General features: G+C 66.5%; 16 protein-coding genes. 9 read left to right on the forward strand and 7 right to left on the reverse strand.

What is annotated here, in order from left to right:
• Window positions 1–9 precede the first annotated feature (9 nt).
• The 4 genes from D7252_RS06025 (at window position 10) to D7252_RS06040 (ending at window position 4,336) form a co-directional block, all read left to right on the forward strand.
• Window positions 10–2,301, forward strand: a complete 2,292-nt coding sequence (locus tag D7252_RS06025) for a S26 family signal peptidase (protein WP_147406694.1) — start codon at window positions 10–12, stop codon at window positions 2,299–2,301.
• Window positions 2,302–2,469: 168 nt separating this feature from the next.
• The gene (locus D7252_RS06030) at window positions 2,470–3,120 is read left to right on the forward strand and encodes a hypothetical protein (protein ID WP_120774553.1); all 651 of its coding nucleotides are present in this window, start codon (window positions 2,470–2,472) and stop codon (window positions 3,118–3,120) included.
• A 47-nt stretch (window positions 3,121–3,167) separates the two neighbouring features.
• Entirely contained in the window at window positions 3,168–4,121 is a 954-nt protein-coding gene (locus D7252_RS06035) for a hypothetical protein (RefSeq protein ID WP_120774554.1), read from the forward strand.
• Window positions 4,118–4,336, forward strand: coding sequence for a DUF2283 domain-containing protein (locus D7252_RS06040; RefSeq protein WP_120774555.1), 219 nt, complete (start codon window positions 4,118–4,120; stop codon window positions 4,334–4,336). The genes D7252_RS06035 and D7252_RS06040 overlap by 4 nt, the downstream gene beginning before the upstream one ends.
• Here the strand turns inward: D7252_RS06040 and D7252_RS06045 are convergent.
• Both D7252_RS06045 and D7252_RS06050 read right to left on the reverse strand, forming a co-directional pair.
• On the reverse strand, window positions 4,327–4,707 hold the full coding sequence (locus D7252_RS06045; protein ID WP_183055196.1) for a type II toxin-antitoxin system VapC family toxin: 381 nt from the start codon (window positions 4,705–4,707) through the stop codon (window positions 4,327–4,329). The genes D7252_RS06040 and D7252_RS06045 overlap by 10 nt on opposite strands.
• Window positions 4,704–4,967 carry a type II toxin-antitoxin system Phd/YefM family antitoxin gene (locus D7252_RS06050; protein WP_120774557.1) on the reverse strand — a complete coding sequence of 88 codons (264 nt, stop codon included), beginning with the start codon at window positions 4,965–4,967 and terminating at the stop codon, window positions 4,704–4,706. Before D7252_RS06050 ends, D7252_RS06045 begins: the two co-directional genes overlap by 4 nt.
• A gap of 212 nt (window positions 4,968–5,179) precedes the next feature.
• On the opposite strand from D7252_RS06050, the gene D7252_RS06055 reads away from it, so the two are divergent.
• Window positions 5,180–5,641, forward strand: coding sequence for a hemerythrin domain-containing protein (locus tag D7252_RS06055; protein WP_120774558.1), 462 nt, complete (start codon window positions 5,180–5,182; stop codon window positions 5,639–5,641).
• Between the two features lie 3 nt (window positions 5,642–5,644).
• Here the strand turns inward: D7252_RS06055 and D7252_RS06060 are convergent, their stop codons facing one another.
• A complete protein-coding gene (locus D7252_RS06060; protein WP_120774559.1) occupies window positions 5,645–6,031 on the reverse strand; it encodes a VOC family protein in 387 nt (128 codons plus the stop codon).
• Window positions 6,032–6,279: 248 nt separating this feature from the next.
• On the opposite strand from D7252_RS06060, the gene D7252_RS06065 reads away from it, so the two are divergent.
• Both D7252_RS06065 and D7252_RS06070 read left to right on the forward strand, forming a co-directional pair.
• Entirely contained in the window at window positions 6,280–7,110 is an 831-nt protein-coding gene (locus D7252_RS06065) for a hypothetical protein (protein WP_147406695.1), read from the forward strand.
• Window positions 7,111–7,113: 3 nt separating this feature from the next.
• Window positions 7,114–7,401, forward strand: a complete 288-nt coding sequence (locus D7252_RS06070; protein WP_120774561.1) for a hypothetical protein — start codon at window positions 7,114–7,116, stop codon at window positions 7,399–7,401.
• Between the two features lie 116 nt (window positions 7,402–7,517).
• Here D7252_RS06070 and D7252_RS06075 read toward each other — a convergent pair whose 3' ends face one another.
• Both D7252_RS06075 and D7252_RS06080 read right to left on the reverse strand, forming a co-directional pair.
• On the reverse strand, window positions 7,518–7,739 hold the full coding sequence (locus D7252_RS06075; protein WP_120774562.1) for a response regulator transcription factor: 222 nt from the start codon (window positions 7,737–7,739) through the stop codon (window positions 7,518–7,520).
• Window positions 7,740–8,588: 849 nt separating this feature from the next.
• Window positions 8,589–9,590: an SDR family NAD(P)-dependent oxidoreductase gene (locus tag D7252_RS06080; RefSeq protein WP_120774563.1), complete on the reverse strand. Its 1,002-nt coding sequence runs from the start codon at window positions 9,588–9,590 to the stop codon at window positions 8,589–8,591.
• Window positions 9,591–9,667: 77 nt separating this feature from the next.
• On the opposite strand from D7252_RS06080, the gene D7252_RS06085 reads away from it, so the two are divergent.
• A complete protein-coding gene (locus tag D7252_RS06085) occupies window positions 9,668–10,246 on the forward strand; it encodes a TetR/AcrR family transcriptional regulator (protein ID WP_259461058.1) in 579 nt (192 codons plus the stop codon).
• A 180-nt stretch (window positions 10,247–10,426) separates the two neighbouring features.
• A complete protein-coding gene (locus tag D7252_RS06090) occupies window positions 10,427–10,909 on the forward strand; it encodes a hypothetical protein (protein WP_147406696.1) in 483 nt (160 codons plus the stop codon).
• 26 nt (window positions 10,910–10,935) lie between these two features.
• On the opposite strand, the gene D7252_RS06095 is transcribed toward D7252_RS06090, so the two are convergent.
• Together D7252_RS06095 and D7252_RS06100 are read right to left on the reverse strand one after the other, a co-directional pair.
• Window positions 10,936–11,262, reverse strand: coding sequence for a hypothetical protein (locus D7252_RS06095; RefSeq protein ID WP_147406697.1), 327 nt, complete (start codon window positions 11,260–11,262; stop codon window positions 10,936–10,938).
• A 796-nt stretch (window positions 11,263–12,058) separates the two neighbouring features.
• A complete protein-coding gene (locus D7252_RS06100) occupies window positions 12,059–13,237 on the reverse strand; it encodes a Cmx/CmrA family chloramphenicol efflux MFS transporter (protein ID WP_120774566.1) in 1,179 nt (392 codons plus the stop codon).
• Window positions 13,238–13,313: the final 76 nt, after the last annotated feature.

Below are 13,313 nucleotides of genomic sequence, written 5' to 3' on the forward strand. Positions count from 1 at the left end.
GGCTGACTGATGACGGGGCAACTTGTGGAGGAGGAGTCCCCGACCCGACGCGCAGTCGCTTCGGGCTGGGGGCTCTTGCTCGCGCGCCTACTCGCGCACGGGTACCTGCTGTTCCTCGTCGCGCTCCTCTGCTGCGCCGCGCTTCCGATGGCGTTCGGCCTCACCGGAAACGTCGTGCAGAGCGGGTCCATGGCGCCGCACATCCGCGTCGGCGACGTCGTGCTCTCCCGCCCGCTGCCCGCAGAGGCGCCGACGCCCATGGGCTTGGTGGTGACGTTCCCCGCGGCCCCAGGGTCGGCGACACCGGGCGAACGGTTGCACCGCGTCGTGGGCACCAACCCAGACGACTCTCTGATCACGGCCGGCGACGCCAACCGGGATATGGACAGCGCTCCGCTTGATCGCGCCGACATCATCTCGGTCGCCAGCCTGCTCATCCCCTGGATCGGCCTTCCTGCTTTCTGGTTGCAGCACGACCTCATCCTTCCGTTCGCCGGGTGGGTCGCTGTCACCCTGCTGGCCCTGATCGTCGAGTTCGTCTCCACACGCGATCAGAAGAAGGAACGTTCGAGACGCGAGCCCGAGCGCGCCCGGCCACCGCGGCGCCGCCTGCCCGCCCGGGTCGGCGCCCGGCATGCGTTGCCGGTCGTCGCGCTCGTTCTCTGTGGGGCACTCGCCGTCACCGCCCCGAACGCCCCCTCCGCGAGTGCGGCGTTCACGGCTACGACCGTGAACGTGTCGAGCAACTGGGTCGCCGCGGTAGTGCTGACTCCCGCCGAACTCGCGTTCGCCGACAGTCCGTCGAACGCGACCGGCGGCACGGCCTTCGCCACCCAGCCCGCCGTGGAGATCCACACCGCGAGCGGTGCCGACACGACGAGCACCGCGCCGGTGTCACTGTCGATCACCACGCCTGCGGGTGCCGCCCTCACCTGTGGTGCCAACCCCATGGCGGCTGTTGCCGGAACGGCCCAATTCGCCGGCTGCAAGATCGACAAGGCCGGCACGTATACGTTGACCGCAACCTCGCCAGGCCTGTCCAGCGCGACGAGCACGAGCTTCACCGTCTCCGTCGGCCCTGCCGCCAGACTCGTCTTCACAGCGAGCCCCGGCAACACGGCCCGCAACACCGCTTTCAGCAGACAGCCGGTGGTCGCCGTGCAGGACGCGGGTGGCAACACGGTCACAAGCAGCAGCATCCCGGTCACGCTGTCGGTCAACAGCGGCACACTGATCTGCACGAGCAACCCGAGGAATGCGGTCGCGGGTGTGGCGACGTTCGCCGGATGCCGGATCGACCAGGCCGGGAACAAGGTGCTCACGGCACGGTCGGGAAGCCTGACCGGAACGAGCGCCGGTTTCTCCATCTACTCGGTGGCCAGCAGACTCGCATTCCTCACCTCGCCGTCGTCGTCCGTCAGCCGCACAGCCTTCGCCAGTCAACCTGTCGTCGCCATCCAGGATTCGGCCGGTCTCACCACCGGCGGGACAAGCGCCATCACCCTCGTGATCACGACACCAGCGGGTGCCACGCTCGCCTGCAGTGCAAACCCGGTCGCCGCCGTCAACGGCACCGCGACGTTCACCGGATGCGCCATCGGCAGAGCCGGCACCTACACGCTGACCGCGACCGCCAGTGGTCTCAGCTCAGCGACGAGTATCAGCTTCACCATCCGCGCAGGCCCGGCCACGCGCCTCGGCTTCACCTCCTCCCCGTCGAGCTCGACCAGTTCAGTCGCTTTCTCCACGCAGCCCGTCGTGGCCGTACTCGACGCCTTCGGCAACACCACCACCAGCACGGCCGCCGTCACGCTCGCCGTCACGACTCCGGCTGGGACGAGCATGATCTGCACGAGCAACCCGAAAGCGGCTGTCGCCGGGGTCGCTGCTTTCGCCGGATGCCGTATCGCTCGAGCTGGCACCTACACGCTGACGGCAAGCGCAAACGGGCTGACCTCCGCCACCAGCGGCAGCTTCACCATCTTTGCCGGTGCCGCCGCGAAAGTCGTCGTCACGACCTCGCCCGCGAGCGCGGTTCGCGGTGTGTCCTTCTCGACCCAGCCCGCTGTCGCCATCCAAGACGTCGCAGGCAACCTCATCTCGACCACGGCACTGGTCACTCTCACGATCACAGCTCCGACCGGGGGAGCAACGCTGAGCTGCTTCTCCAACCCCATCGCCACCTTCGGCGGAACCTGGACCTTCAGCGGATGCCGGATCGACCGCGCCGGAACCTACACCCTGACGGCGGCGTCATCCGGATTGTCCTCAGGGCAGGGTACGAGCTTCGTCGTCGGGTGAGCCGTCGGCGGCGACGATATCCAAATCGCACACGGCGACTCGCTCCGCTCGCTGAGTGCGGGTCTCCGCCCCTGTTCGTTCAGCGACACTTCGACTCGCTCCGCTCGCTCAGTGCGGGTCTCCGCGAGACGAAACGCCCTGTTCACCTTGGCGGCTTAGTCTCGCGACATGCCGCACCAACTCGTTCCTGTCTACGCGGTCGTCGCCGGCGTCCTCATGGCCGCGTTTCAGCTCCTCCGACCGTGGGGCGATGTGACGGAAGAGCCCGGCGCCATGGCGGAGGCGTTCGCCGACCCGCGCTGGGTCATCGCCCATCTCGCGGGAGCTGCGGCCTTCGTGATGCTTGCACTCCTCGCTCATGTCGTCGTCGCCTCCGGCGTGCGCGAGCAGACGGTTCGGCGGCGGTCACCGGTCGCGCGGATCGCGCGTTACGGCACGGCACTCGGAGCGGCGCTCGTGCTCCCCTACTACGGTGCTGAGACCTTCGCGCTGCATGAGATCGGTCGCGCGGCGCTTGCCGGCTCGCCCGTTGATGTGGTGGCGTTGAGCGGCAGCATCCGAATGAATATGGCGGCGGTGACACTCTTCGGAGCCGGGTTGCTGCTGGTCGCGGTGGCGATGGTGTGCCTGTCGATCGTCGCGGTGCGGATGGGTGTTGCGGCGTGGGCCGCGTGGCCGCTCAGTGTGCTGGCGGCGCTGGTGCTCCCGCAGTTCGCGCTGCCGCCGGTGGGACGGATGGCGTACGGGGTGGCGTTCCTGGTGGCGGCGGTGCTGTTCGCGGTGGGGTGGTCACGGCATTTCACTCGCCATTCGAGTTGAGCGTGGGCAGTAGGAGCGCTGGGCATCCTGTGGCAGAGTCTTGCCCCATGACCGAAGCATCCGTCGCACCCCCTCCCGCACCGCGCGCGCGACTCCTCTCTTTCGCGATCGGGCTTGCCGGCGGCATCCTCGGTCTTCTGCCCTGGCTGGTCGGCGGCGGCATCCTTCCGCTGCAGAATCTGTGGGCGGTGGAGACGATGCCGGACGACATGCCGTTCGCCATGCTCCCGCTGAGCCAGTACTTCGCGACCCTGCTCTTCTCGCTCGTGCTGCTGGGAGGTGTCTTCGCCGGTCTCGCCGTGCACGTCGTCGGTCGGCGGCGGGGAATCGCCGCGTGGCCGGCATCCGTCGGAGTTCTGCTCGTGCACCTGATCGCGGTGGCGCAGAGCTTCACCATCCTGTCTGACGGGCTCGGGATCGGCAGGGGCGGTGACACTCGGGCGACGCTCTACTTCGCGGGGATGCTCGGCGGCGTCATCGTCGCGATGCTGTTCGCGCAGCTCGGGTTCTGGATGATCTCGCGCCCCTCGGTCGCAGTCGCCGCTCTCGGGGTGGCGCTCGCCGCCGTGCCGTTCGCGAGCTGGGTCAGTCGGTGGTTCCTCGCGGTCACCGGCGACGCGTTCCCGCCCCCGTTCCTCTCCGATCTGGGTCGCTGGCTGCCGGCCGTGATCGTCGGAGCCGCGCTGGTGTGGTGCGGGGTGCGTCCGGCGGCGCGGATCGCGGTGTGGGTCGTGTCTCTGCTCGCGCTGTGGGTGGTGCCGGCGCTGTTCACCGCGATCCAGTACGGACTCGGGATGCGGGTACTGCAGGGCAACGTGGCCGATATGGCGGAGGCGTCGGCGCAATTGTTTCCGCTGGCGCTTGCGGAGATGTGGGTGCCGGTGGTCGTCGCGCTGGTGATCGGGGTCGTCGGGACGGTGGTGCGGATGGTGCTCGAGCGCGATCGGCCGGATGCTGCGCCGGAAGCCGAGCGTGACGACGCGGTGGTGGGCGAGCGATGACGAACCGCAGGGTGGAATTCCGATACGACCCGGAGGTCGACGCGGCGTACATCCCACTCGCCGACGGCGTGATCGATCGCACGGTCGATCTCGAAGAGATGCCGCTGAAGCTTCCCGTCCTCGTCGACCTCGACAGCTCGGGCCGGATCGTCGGGATCGAGATCCTGCACGTGAGCTCGACGGTCGGGCCGGGCGAGTCGATCGGTCAGAGCTGATCTGAAGCGGGTATGCCGAGCCGAGCCGCGACGGCTGCGAACTCTCGATCGAAGGTCAAGATGCTCGTGATCGTATCTCCGAGCTCGAGGGCAGTCGCCAGGTGCAGAGCGTCGAGGGTGCGCAGACCGCAGTGGATGTCGATGGCGCGTTCGAGGGTGTCGTCGCCGAGGGAGACGAGGGCTACGCGGTCGAGGAGTTCCTGCGCCGCGTCACGGTCGATCGCGCGGCGGTCGGCGACGGCGTGCAGTTCGACGGCGAGCAGCTTTGAGGAGACGAAAGGGATGCCGTCAGCGAATGCTTTGCGGACGACGTCACTGCCGTCCTCGTCGATGAGTGCCTTCGCCGCGGCGGAGGTGTCGAGGTAGATCACACGCGGTCCCCGCGAATGTCTTCGAGGATGTCTGCGGTCGAGCGGGTGCTGCGGGCCGCGGGTGCTTCGAGGCGGCCAGACTTCTTCGGCAGGGTGACGCGCCCCGACGCGACCAAGCGTTGCCATGCCGTGTCGGCGGGTGGCGTGAGTTCAGCGATCGGCCGGCCGCGGTCAGTGATGGTCAGCCGTTCGCCGGCCTGGACGCGGGCCAGCACCTTGGCGGTCTGCTGATTGAGTTCGGTCTTCGTCACGGTGGCCATTCTCGGATTCTACCCCCTTCTAGTAGAAGTACTAGAAGGGGGTGCGGTGGGTGGCAGGTGGGGTTTCACAGGACGGTACGCGCGGCTGCCGACATGCGCCGATCGTGTTAGCGTTTCGGCAGCGTCGCGTGTCGTTGGCAGTCTGTGTCAGGCATGGAGGCGCCGGATCCGAAGGAGCGCGACGATGAACACGTCGACCCCTTCGCCCTCACGTGACTGAGGGCGAGAAGACCAGGCTCGTCGCCTGGAGTAGAGAACTGCGCAGCGTCCACCAGCGGTTGCGCAAAGCACTGTCGATCACCCAGGAAGCGCTTGCGTCCGGCGAACCGCCGGGCCGTGATCTGCTGCTGTTCTGCCACGGCTTCTGCACCGCGTTGACCGGGCATCACGAGGGTGAAGATCGGATGCTGTTCCCCGCGATCGCCGCGGAGCAGCCGGAACTGCGCGAGACGCTGCGGAAGCTGGAGCAGGATCACTCGATGGTCGCCCATCTGATCGGCGGCATGCAGGCGGCCGTGGAGTCGTCGGCGACCCCTGAGGAGTTGTCGCGACATCTCGAAGGGATCGGGGCGATCATGGAGAGCCACTTCCGCTACGAGGAACGGCAGCTGCTGTCGGTGCTCGAGACACTCGCGCTGGATGCTGACCCCGGGGTCGTGCTGGGGCCGCTGTGACCGTCAGAGGGCGTGTCGGTTCGTCCAGCCGGACCAGTCGGGGTGGTCGATGATGCAGAAACGGTTGCCCTCGGGGTCTTCCATGATGATGTAGTCGGCGTCGTCGGGTCTGCCGTCCCAGTGCACCTCGCGGGCTCCGAGGTCGGTGAGGCGGCGGACCTCCGCGGCCTGATCGTCTGCATAGATGTCGAGGTGGATGCGCGGAGGCAGCACGCGCTCGGAATGATGTGCGTCGAGCGAGATGCACGGAGCGTCGGCGTCGCGCGGACGGAGGACCGCCCAGTCATCCTGGGGCGGGTCTCGCAGGATGTAGTCGAGCGCTTCCGTCCAGAAGCGGATCTGTTCGTCGAGGTCGTTCACGCGGAAGACAATCGAGCCGATGGCCAACATGCGGTCGAGTTTAGAGCGGGGGCGGTGAGCGAGCCAGGGCTTCGGACTCTGTCCTGGCGTCGTGGTCGTCGTCGTAGGCAATGGTCTCCACGCGCGGGCATCGTCGACACACGATGATCACCGGCAATCCGGTCGACGATATTCGGCCAAAAGGCCTAACAGTCGCGGCTTCTTCAGTGTGACTCTCCTTTCACCAGGCGCTCGTGTCTGACCGCCCATCGAGGGCGCTGAAGGAGAAAGGAGACATCATGACGATTTCCGGCCGGAGGACAGGTATGGCATCCCGACCGACAGCGATCGTTACCGCGACCGCTTTGTGCGCTGCGCTTGTCGCTGTTTCGCCCACGACCGCGTGGGCCGACACAGAGAACGTTGCTTCCGAGGAGGTCGTTGCTGACGCGTTGGCAGCGCTCGACGACTCGCTCCTTCTAGACGCGACCGATGACAGCGGAGTGGGCATAGTAGCGCTGAGCCGGGGCAGTGTGAAGGTGCCAGCCGACCTGAAGGAAGGCGTTTCAATTCGTGCTGCTGGGCAAGATCCCCTGACGGTGGCGCTGCCTGAAGCGGATGTGGCCAGTGCTGCGGAGGTGCTGGCCGACGGCACGGTCACGTATCCCGCGGGACGATCGAACAACTCGGTCATCGTGAGCGACGTGGGCGTGCAGATGCTCACCACGATCGTGGGCGCCGGCGCTGCAACCTCTTTCGAGTACGAGCTGTCGCTTGAGCCGGGCCAGAAGCTCCAGCTAGTGGGTGACGGCGCCGCCGTGTTCAACGCGGACGGAAGTACGGCGGCGACGGTCGCTCGCGCATGGGCGGTCGACGCGAGCGGCGCCTCGGTGCCCACGCGTTATGAAGTCCACGGCTCGACCCTGGTGCAGCGGGTAGATCACACTGCTGACGACGTCGTCTATCCCGTCGTCGCGGACCCGATCTGGTTGGCGCCGTGGGTCGTTCGCTGTCTCGCGGGGCTCGGTCTCAATTCCTCGCAGATAGCGGGTATCGGCAGTAGCGGTAGTCCAGGTGCGATCCTGGCGGCGTTCGGCTATGCCGCGGTGCGCTGCGTATTGGGGCGCTGACCGATGTTTGCAACCGAAACGCTGGAACAGTTGATGGCGCGTCTCAAGCAGGTCGAGGCCGACATCGCTGCCCACCCGTTGGCTTCCGAGCACGTGAAGCTGGCTCAAGCCGTAGTTGACAACGCTGACGACAAAGACGAAGTCGAGGTGAATCGGCAACTCACGGAACGAGGACTGCCGAGGTTGGAGGAATTGGGGAAGATCGTGGTTCAGGGCACTGCGAGCTGGTGGCGTCTACACCGGGACAAGAAGAGGATTGAGAAGAAGATCGGCAAGCTGTCACACAGCTGACACGCTCCCCTTATGGGCAGAGGTGGCTGCGGGCCGCCTCTGCCTTGTCCTGTGTGTGCCTGCGGAGAGTCGTAATCAGGGATGTTGTGGTCTCGCCCGTCGGGCCTGATAAGAGTTCAGCTCAGGCGAATCAATCCAGCCTTCGCCGCCAACAAAACCACCTGGACGCGATCACGCACGTCCCACTTGGCCATGATCGAGCCGAGGTGGATCTTCACGGTGCCGGGTGCGAGGTGAAGGGCATGGGCGATCTCAGCGTTGGACTTGCCGCGTCCGAGCTGTTGCAGCACCTCAGTCTCTCGTTCTGAGAGGGCAGGGAGCTGGAGGTGAGGGTTCATCGGCCTTCCAGACGTGGTCGTGTCGACATGGATGCCTGGCAAGCGAAGCTCACGTATGAGGTCACCGGCGACCCGCCCTTGGGATTACGTACCTGTCGGATAGCAGCGCAGTACTCAGCGGTGCCTTTGCAGTAGTCGCAGGCAACGCGTTAAGTGGGGAGTACGTCGTGCAGTCATGAGGTGTGAGCGATCAAAAGGCCGGTCGAGTCGGCCGTGCCCGGAAAGGCTGCGTCTGCGGCACTCGTCACGTACCGGATCCTGACTATGTGATCGGCGATGTAGGCCTTTTGGCCTATCACCCCGGGTTCGCCCGGTGCGACTCTTCTTGCGTTTTTTCGCATCGCCGAAGCCGCAGCGCCAGCTGAAGAAGGCCAGCAAGGATTGCCCCCACGGCCCGGCAGAAGATCCAGCTTCGACTGGCCGCCCATACGCAGGCAACGGAGGAACGGTTGGATTCTGCATCCAGCAGGCCGGCGCATACAGTTGAGGAGAATCTGATGGCCCGTGCAAGGCTGGCGTCACGGCTTCCCGTGATAGCGCCCCTTCTGGCAGTCGGTCCAATACTCGTGAGTCAGATCTCGCCCTTTAGCGGCATCGCGGCGATTCTCTGGCTCATTTCTGGTCTTTTGCTGTTGACGGGATTGATCGCTGCCCTGGTAAACATACGGGGCAGAAGGGCCCGCATCTTTTCTGAGAACAGCACTGCCTCTGACCGCAGCCGTCCCGCGCCACCGTGATCCGAGTGGGACGGCTCAGGGAGATTGCCTGGCGGTGTCACTCGCGAGACCAGAAAAGCACCTCTCCGAGCCCGGAGAGGTGCTTTTCTGACCTGGCGCGCAGAGGCGGGGCCTACTGAACTGACCACCCGCCGTCCGACGCGAGCACGGCGCCATTGATGTTCACCGCGTCGTCCGACAGCAGGAACGTGATGGATGCTGCCAGCTGCTCGGCCGTCGCCACGGTCGGGATCGCCTGCTGGAACGGGCCGAGGCGATCGGAGCCGTACTCCGACATGTTCGGTGGCATCGGGATGCCGGTGGCCACACCGCCGGGGGCGACCGAGTTCACGCGGATGCCCTTCGGTCCGTACATGAACGCTGCCGACTTCGTGACGCCGATGATGCCGTGCTTGCTGGCCGTGTAGGCGTTGCCCGACGCGTTGCCGCGGAGGCCCGCTTCGCTCGAGACGTTGAGTACCGCGCCGCGGCCCGCCGCCTCCATCAGTGGCAGCACCGCGCGCATGAGCTTGAACGGCGCGGTGAGGTTGATCGCGATGACGCGGTCCCAGACAGCATCCGTCGTCTCGCCCGCGGGGGAGAAGTCGTCGTTGATGCCGGCGACATTCGCGAGGCCGTCGATGCGGTCGCCCGCTGCGGCGAGCACCGCGTCGATGGCTTCCTGCTTGGTGAGGTCACCGGCGACCGTGATGATGTCGGCATCCGACAACTCTGCCTTCAGGGCGTCGAGCTTCTCGGCGGCGATGTCGCTGGCGATCACGCGTCCGCCTTCACGGGCGATGCGCGAGGCGGTGGCCTTGCCGATGCCGGATGCGGCGCCGGTGACGATGACGGTCTTGCCGGCGAAGCGTCCGCCGGTGGTCTTCTCGGTCCAACCGGCGGTGTCGTCGGCATCCGGGATCTCGCCGCCGTTGGCTGCGCGCACGAGGTCGTCGACGACCGCCTGCGGCAGCTGGCCCTGGCTCAGCGCGACGAGCTGCTGCAGAGGCAGCCCCAGCACGGGAGTCAGCGTGGCGGGGTCGGCGCCCGTCTGCTCGAAGAGGCCGCGGATGAGGGGACCGCCAGTGGGGTCGTTCATCCAGTCGCCGATGGTGGAGTGTGCGGTGAGGGCCATGCGTTTCTCCTTGCTTCGGGCATTTCGCAACGGTGCGTCTACTTATGCTCGAGTCTACGCCTGAGTACGCTCGGATGGTGCCTCGTCCTCGCAGTGAGAAAGCCCGTCAGTCCGTGCTGGACGCGATGCGGCGCACGCTCGCCGCTGACGGCTACGAGGCCGTGACGATCGAGGGTCTCGCCGCCGAAGCCGAGGTCTCGAAGCAGACCATCTACCGCTGGTGGCCGTCGAAGGCGGCGATCCTCGGGGAGGCGCTGCTCGAAGGACCGATCCCAGGAGCGGATGCTGCGCCGCCGATGACCTCCGACCTCGGGGCTGACCTGCGGGCGTGGTTCTCCGCGACGTCCGCACAGTTGGCGCGGCCCGAGGGTGTGGCGCTGGCGCGCGCGCTCATCGAGGTAACCGCGGCGGATCCGGAGTTGGGGCTGCGGTTGAACGAGCGCCTTGCTGCGCCGATCCGCGAGTGGGTCGGTGAGCGGATCTCGCGGGGGCAGGATGCCGGAGATGTGCGAGCGGATGCGGATGCCGCTGCGATCGCCGACCAGCTCATCGCGATGGCGTCATACTCGGCGCTGATCGGTCAGCCGTTGAGTGCGGAGCGCGTCGAGGCGACCGTGGGGCTGTTGCTGCGGGGAATCGCGGACGCCGGTCGTTGAGCGACACTTCGACTCGCTTCGCTCGCTCAGTGCGGGTCTCCGCGAGACGAAACGCCTCATGCAGCAGGGAACCCTGGATGCCGCAGCAAAGGCGTTTCGCTCGTCGCCAATGCGCTCGCGCACCCCCAACAAAGCGCCAAAACGCTTGCGCTCGCGCATCCCGCGGAGTTCAGTGGAGTGATGAGCGAGGGTGAAGAGCTACGGAATCAGATGGACCGCCTCGTCGGCACGTGGCGATCCACGGGTCGCTTCGTGGGCGGCGACAACGCCGGTGATGAGTGGTCCGGTTATGACATCTACGAGTGGTTTCCTGGCCGACATCACATGGTGCATCGCGTCGATGTGGAGATCTTCGGCGGTCGGAAGGAAGCGATCGAGATCTTCACTCCGCGCGCAGGTTCGTCGACCGAGTTCGATCAGACGTCCTTCGACGCCGACGGCACCGTGGAGAAGGCGGTGGGCCGGTTCGATTCGGAGGGTCGATATCGCAACGACGGTGAGGGGGTTCGCGCCTTGCTGACGTTCCACGGGCCGGACGAGATGCGAGCCCGATGGGAGATGCGTCAACCGGACGGCAGCTGGATCGACTGGATGCTCGTGATCTTCGCGCGAACGGGTCCCCCGCGCATCGAGGTGCGGTCGAAGGGCGACCACAGCTCGTAGGCCCTCGAGGACCACCACCCGGCACGTCAGATCACGGGGGGAACGACGTCGCCGGTGGCTCGACCGTCGGCGTGCAGCAGGTGTCCCAGGTGAGGGGGACTTCTTCGATGCGTCCCAGCTGTCCGCCGATGTGAGCGGCCATCGCGGACGCGGATCGCCAGCCGCCCAGACTCGCGCATCTCGGCGATCGCATCCCGCACTCGTCGCGGGGCCATGCCCAGCCGTGCCGCGAGTTCCGTGGTGCCCGCGCGCCCGTCGTAGGCGAGCTCTGCCGCGATGGCGCGACGCTGGTCCGCCGAGATTCGGATCGGAGAGGTCGGCGCTCGTCGTTCGGCTGTCTCGATCTGCGTCACCTCCTGAGCTGAGAGTGCTCGGAGCCGCCACCTGCGCGCATCGCGGACAGTCTCGGACACCAGGTGGGTGCGCATCGCACGGACGCCGGAACCCCGCGGATGCGCTCCAGCGTGGAGCATCGCGATTGTCAGGCCCCACGGGCAGTCTGCACACGGTGCGCCATCGCACGAGAGTGAGGCCCGCCCAAACGGGCGGACCTCACTCTCAGTGTGCGTCGCGTGTGTGTCAGTCGTGTCGTTTGCCGCCGCGCTTGATGCGAACGAGCAGGTAGCCGACGAGCGCGACAACTGCGATGATCACGACGACCGTGATGATGAGATGCACGGGTGCGATACCGGATGACATTTGCTTGTTACCCCGTGATGTTGAAAGAGCTTCTGGACGTATAAAACGTTGCGTCGTAGTTCATCGTCCAGAGGGACGTTACTTTCCCCGCCCGCGTTTCATATAGGCCGTTTGGCCTGTAGACGAACGTCTGGTTTGCCCTATTCCCTCTCTAGTGGCGTGTGATTCCGCTTCGCGAGCCTGCCCCCATCGTCGACCCGGACTTTGCCGCTTCCCGTGAGAGTGCCAGCGGGCGGAAGGTCCCGTCGAGACTTTGGAGTTATGGAGTTTGGCCGAAAGACTCGCATGCTGAACCTTGGGCGTAAGTAAATCTACGTACGGATCTTGCCCGTGGGCGCACGGATGAGCCCACGGACGTGCGGTCGCGGATGGTTGCTGGCCTCTATCGGCCGGCAGTGGAGCCAGCGAGCACGAGGGCCCGATCCGGCGAGCGGTGATCCTCGCCGATAGTCACCGCGCCACTGCCGAAGGAGCCTCCGCGAGCAAACCCCGTGCCGCCCCGGCCATGATGAGCGCAACCGCCGTCAGCCCGGCCGCCACCAACATCGGGGCGCTCAGACCCGCACCCACCGCGATCGCCCATCCACCGAGAACCGGCCCGATAGCCGCTCCGATGTTCAACGCGGCGGTTGCGTACGATCCGCCCATGGTCGGTGCACCGGATGCCGCGTACAGAACTCGCGCGATCAGGGTGCTCCCGACTCCGAACGAGAGCACGCCCTGCGCGAGAACGAGCACAAGGATCACCGCCGGGTGGGATGCCGTCAGAGTCATCGTGATCCAGCCTCCGAGCAGCAGCGGTCCGCCGACGGCGAGGACGAGTCCGGGGTAACGGTCGGACAGCCGCCCCGCGACCGTGACTCCAGCGAACGATCCGATCCCGAAGAGCACGAGCGCGACAGGCACCCACACCTCATCCAGGCCCGCGGTCTCGGTGACGACCGGAGCCAGGAACGTGAAGGCCGCGAACGTGCCGCCGTTGATCAGAGCGCCGAGCGTCAGGGCGAGGATGAGGCGAGGCGAGGCCAGCTGGCGCAGCTCGCTGCGGAGGGTGGTGGTGGCGGGGCCAGTCATTGACTGGCCGTCCGTCTTCGTAACGCCCCGAACAACGCCGACGATGGCGGGCAGACAGAGGAGTGCGATCGCCCAGAAGGTCGATCGCCAGCCCAGCGCGGTGCCGAGCAGCGCTCCGGCGGGGACGCCGGCGACGGTCGCGATGGTCGTGCCGGAGAGCAGCACCGCCAGTGCTCGTCCTTTCCGGTCGGCTGCCACGAGCGTGGTGGCCGTGGAGAGTGCGACGGCGAGGAACCCTGCATTCGCGAAGGCGCTGAGCACGCGTGTGATCAGCAAGACAGAGAACTCAGACGTCAGCGCTCCGACGACGTGGCATCCGGCGAACACGACAAGACAGGCGACAAGGGTGAGTCGAGGTGGCCAGCGGCGGGCAAACGCCGCCATCAGCGGTGCGCCGACGACCATCCCGACCGCGAACGCCGACGTCAGCAGACCCGCGGTCGCAAGGGTGACTTCTAGGTCGGACGCGATCGCGGGAAGGAGTCCCGCAAGCATGAATTCTGAAGTGCCCATGACGAAGACCGCCAGGGCAAGCAAATAGAGAGAGAAGGGCATCGAGTACTCCGAGGTGAGAGATCAAGAAAGGGAGCTTCTTGGTCACCACGGCCATCGCCCGAGTACGACGGAGTCA

The organism is Microbacterium sp. CGR2 (genome assembly GCF_003626735.1).
Classification (GTDB): domain Bacteria; phylum Actinomycetota; class Actinomycetes; order Actinomycetales; family Microbacteriaceae; genus Microbacterium.

Excerpts from the sequence above, each read along its gene's own strand:
- D7252_RS06080 (WP_120774563.1), bottom strand. The coding sequence starts at position 9,590 with ATGGCCCTCACCGCACACTCCACCATCGGCGACTGGATGAACGACCCC.
- D7252_RS06100 (WP_120774566.1), bottom strand. The coding sequence starts at position 13,237 with ATGCCCTTCTCTCTCTATTTGCTTGCCCTGGCGGTCTTCGTCATGGGC.
- D7252_RS06060 (WP_120774559.1), bottom strand. The coding sequence starts at position 6,031 with ATGTTGGCCATCGGCTCGATTGTCTTCCGCGTGAACGACCTCGACGAA.
- D7252_RS06035 (WP_120774554.1), top strand. The coding sequence starts at position 3,168 with ATGACCGAAGCATCCGTCGCACCCCCTCCCGCACCGCGCGCGCGACTC.
- D7252_RS06075 (WP_120774562.1), bottom strand. The coding sequence starts at position 7,739 with ATGAACCCTCACCTCCAGCTCCCTGCCCTCTCAGAACGAGAGACTGAG.
- D7252_RS06070 (WP_120774561.1), top strand. The coding sequence starts at position 7,114 with ATGTTTGCAACCGAAACGCTGGAACAGTTGATGGCGCGTCTCAAGCAG.
- D7252_RS06025 (WP_147406694.1), top strand. The coding sequence starts at position 10 with ATGACGGGGCAACTTGTGGAGGAGGAGTCCCCGACCCGACGCGCAGTC.
- D7252_RS06030 (WP_120774553.1), top strand. The coding sequence starts at position 2,470 with ATGCCGCACCAACTCGTTCCTGTCTACGCGGTCGTCGCCGGCGTCCTC.
- D7252_RS06050 (WP_120774557.1), bottom strand. The coding sequence starts at position 4,967 with ATGGCCACCGTGACGAAGACCGAACTCAATCAGCAGACCGCCAAGGTG.
- D7252_RS06065 (WP_147406695.1), top strand. The coding sequence starts at position 6,280 with ATGACGATTTCCGGCCGGAGGACAGGTATGGCATCCCGACCGACAGCG.
- D7252_RS06040 (WP_120774555.1), top strand. The coding sequence starts at position 4,118 with ATGACGAACCGCAGGGTGGAATTCCGATACGACCCGGAGGTCGACGCG.
- D7252_RS06090 (WP_147406696.1), top strand. The coding sequence starts at position 10,427 with ATGAGCGAGGGTGAAGAGCTACGGAATCAGATGGACCGCCTCGTCGGC.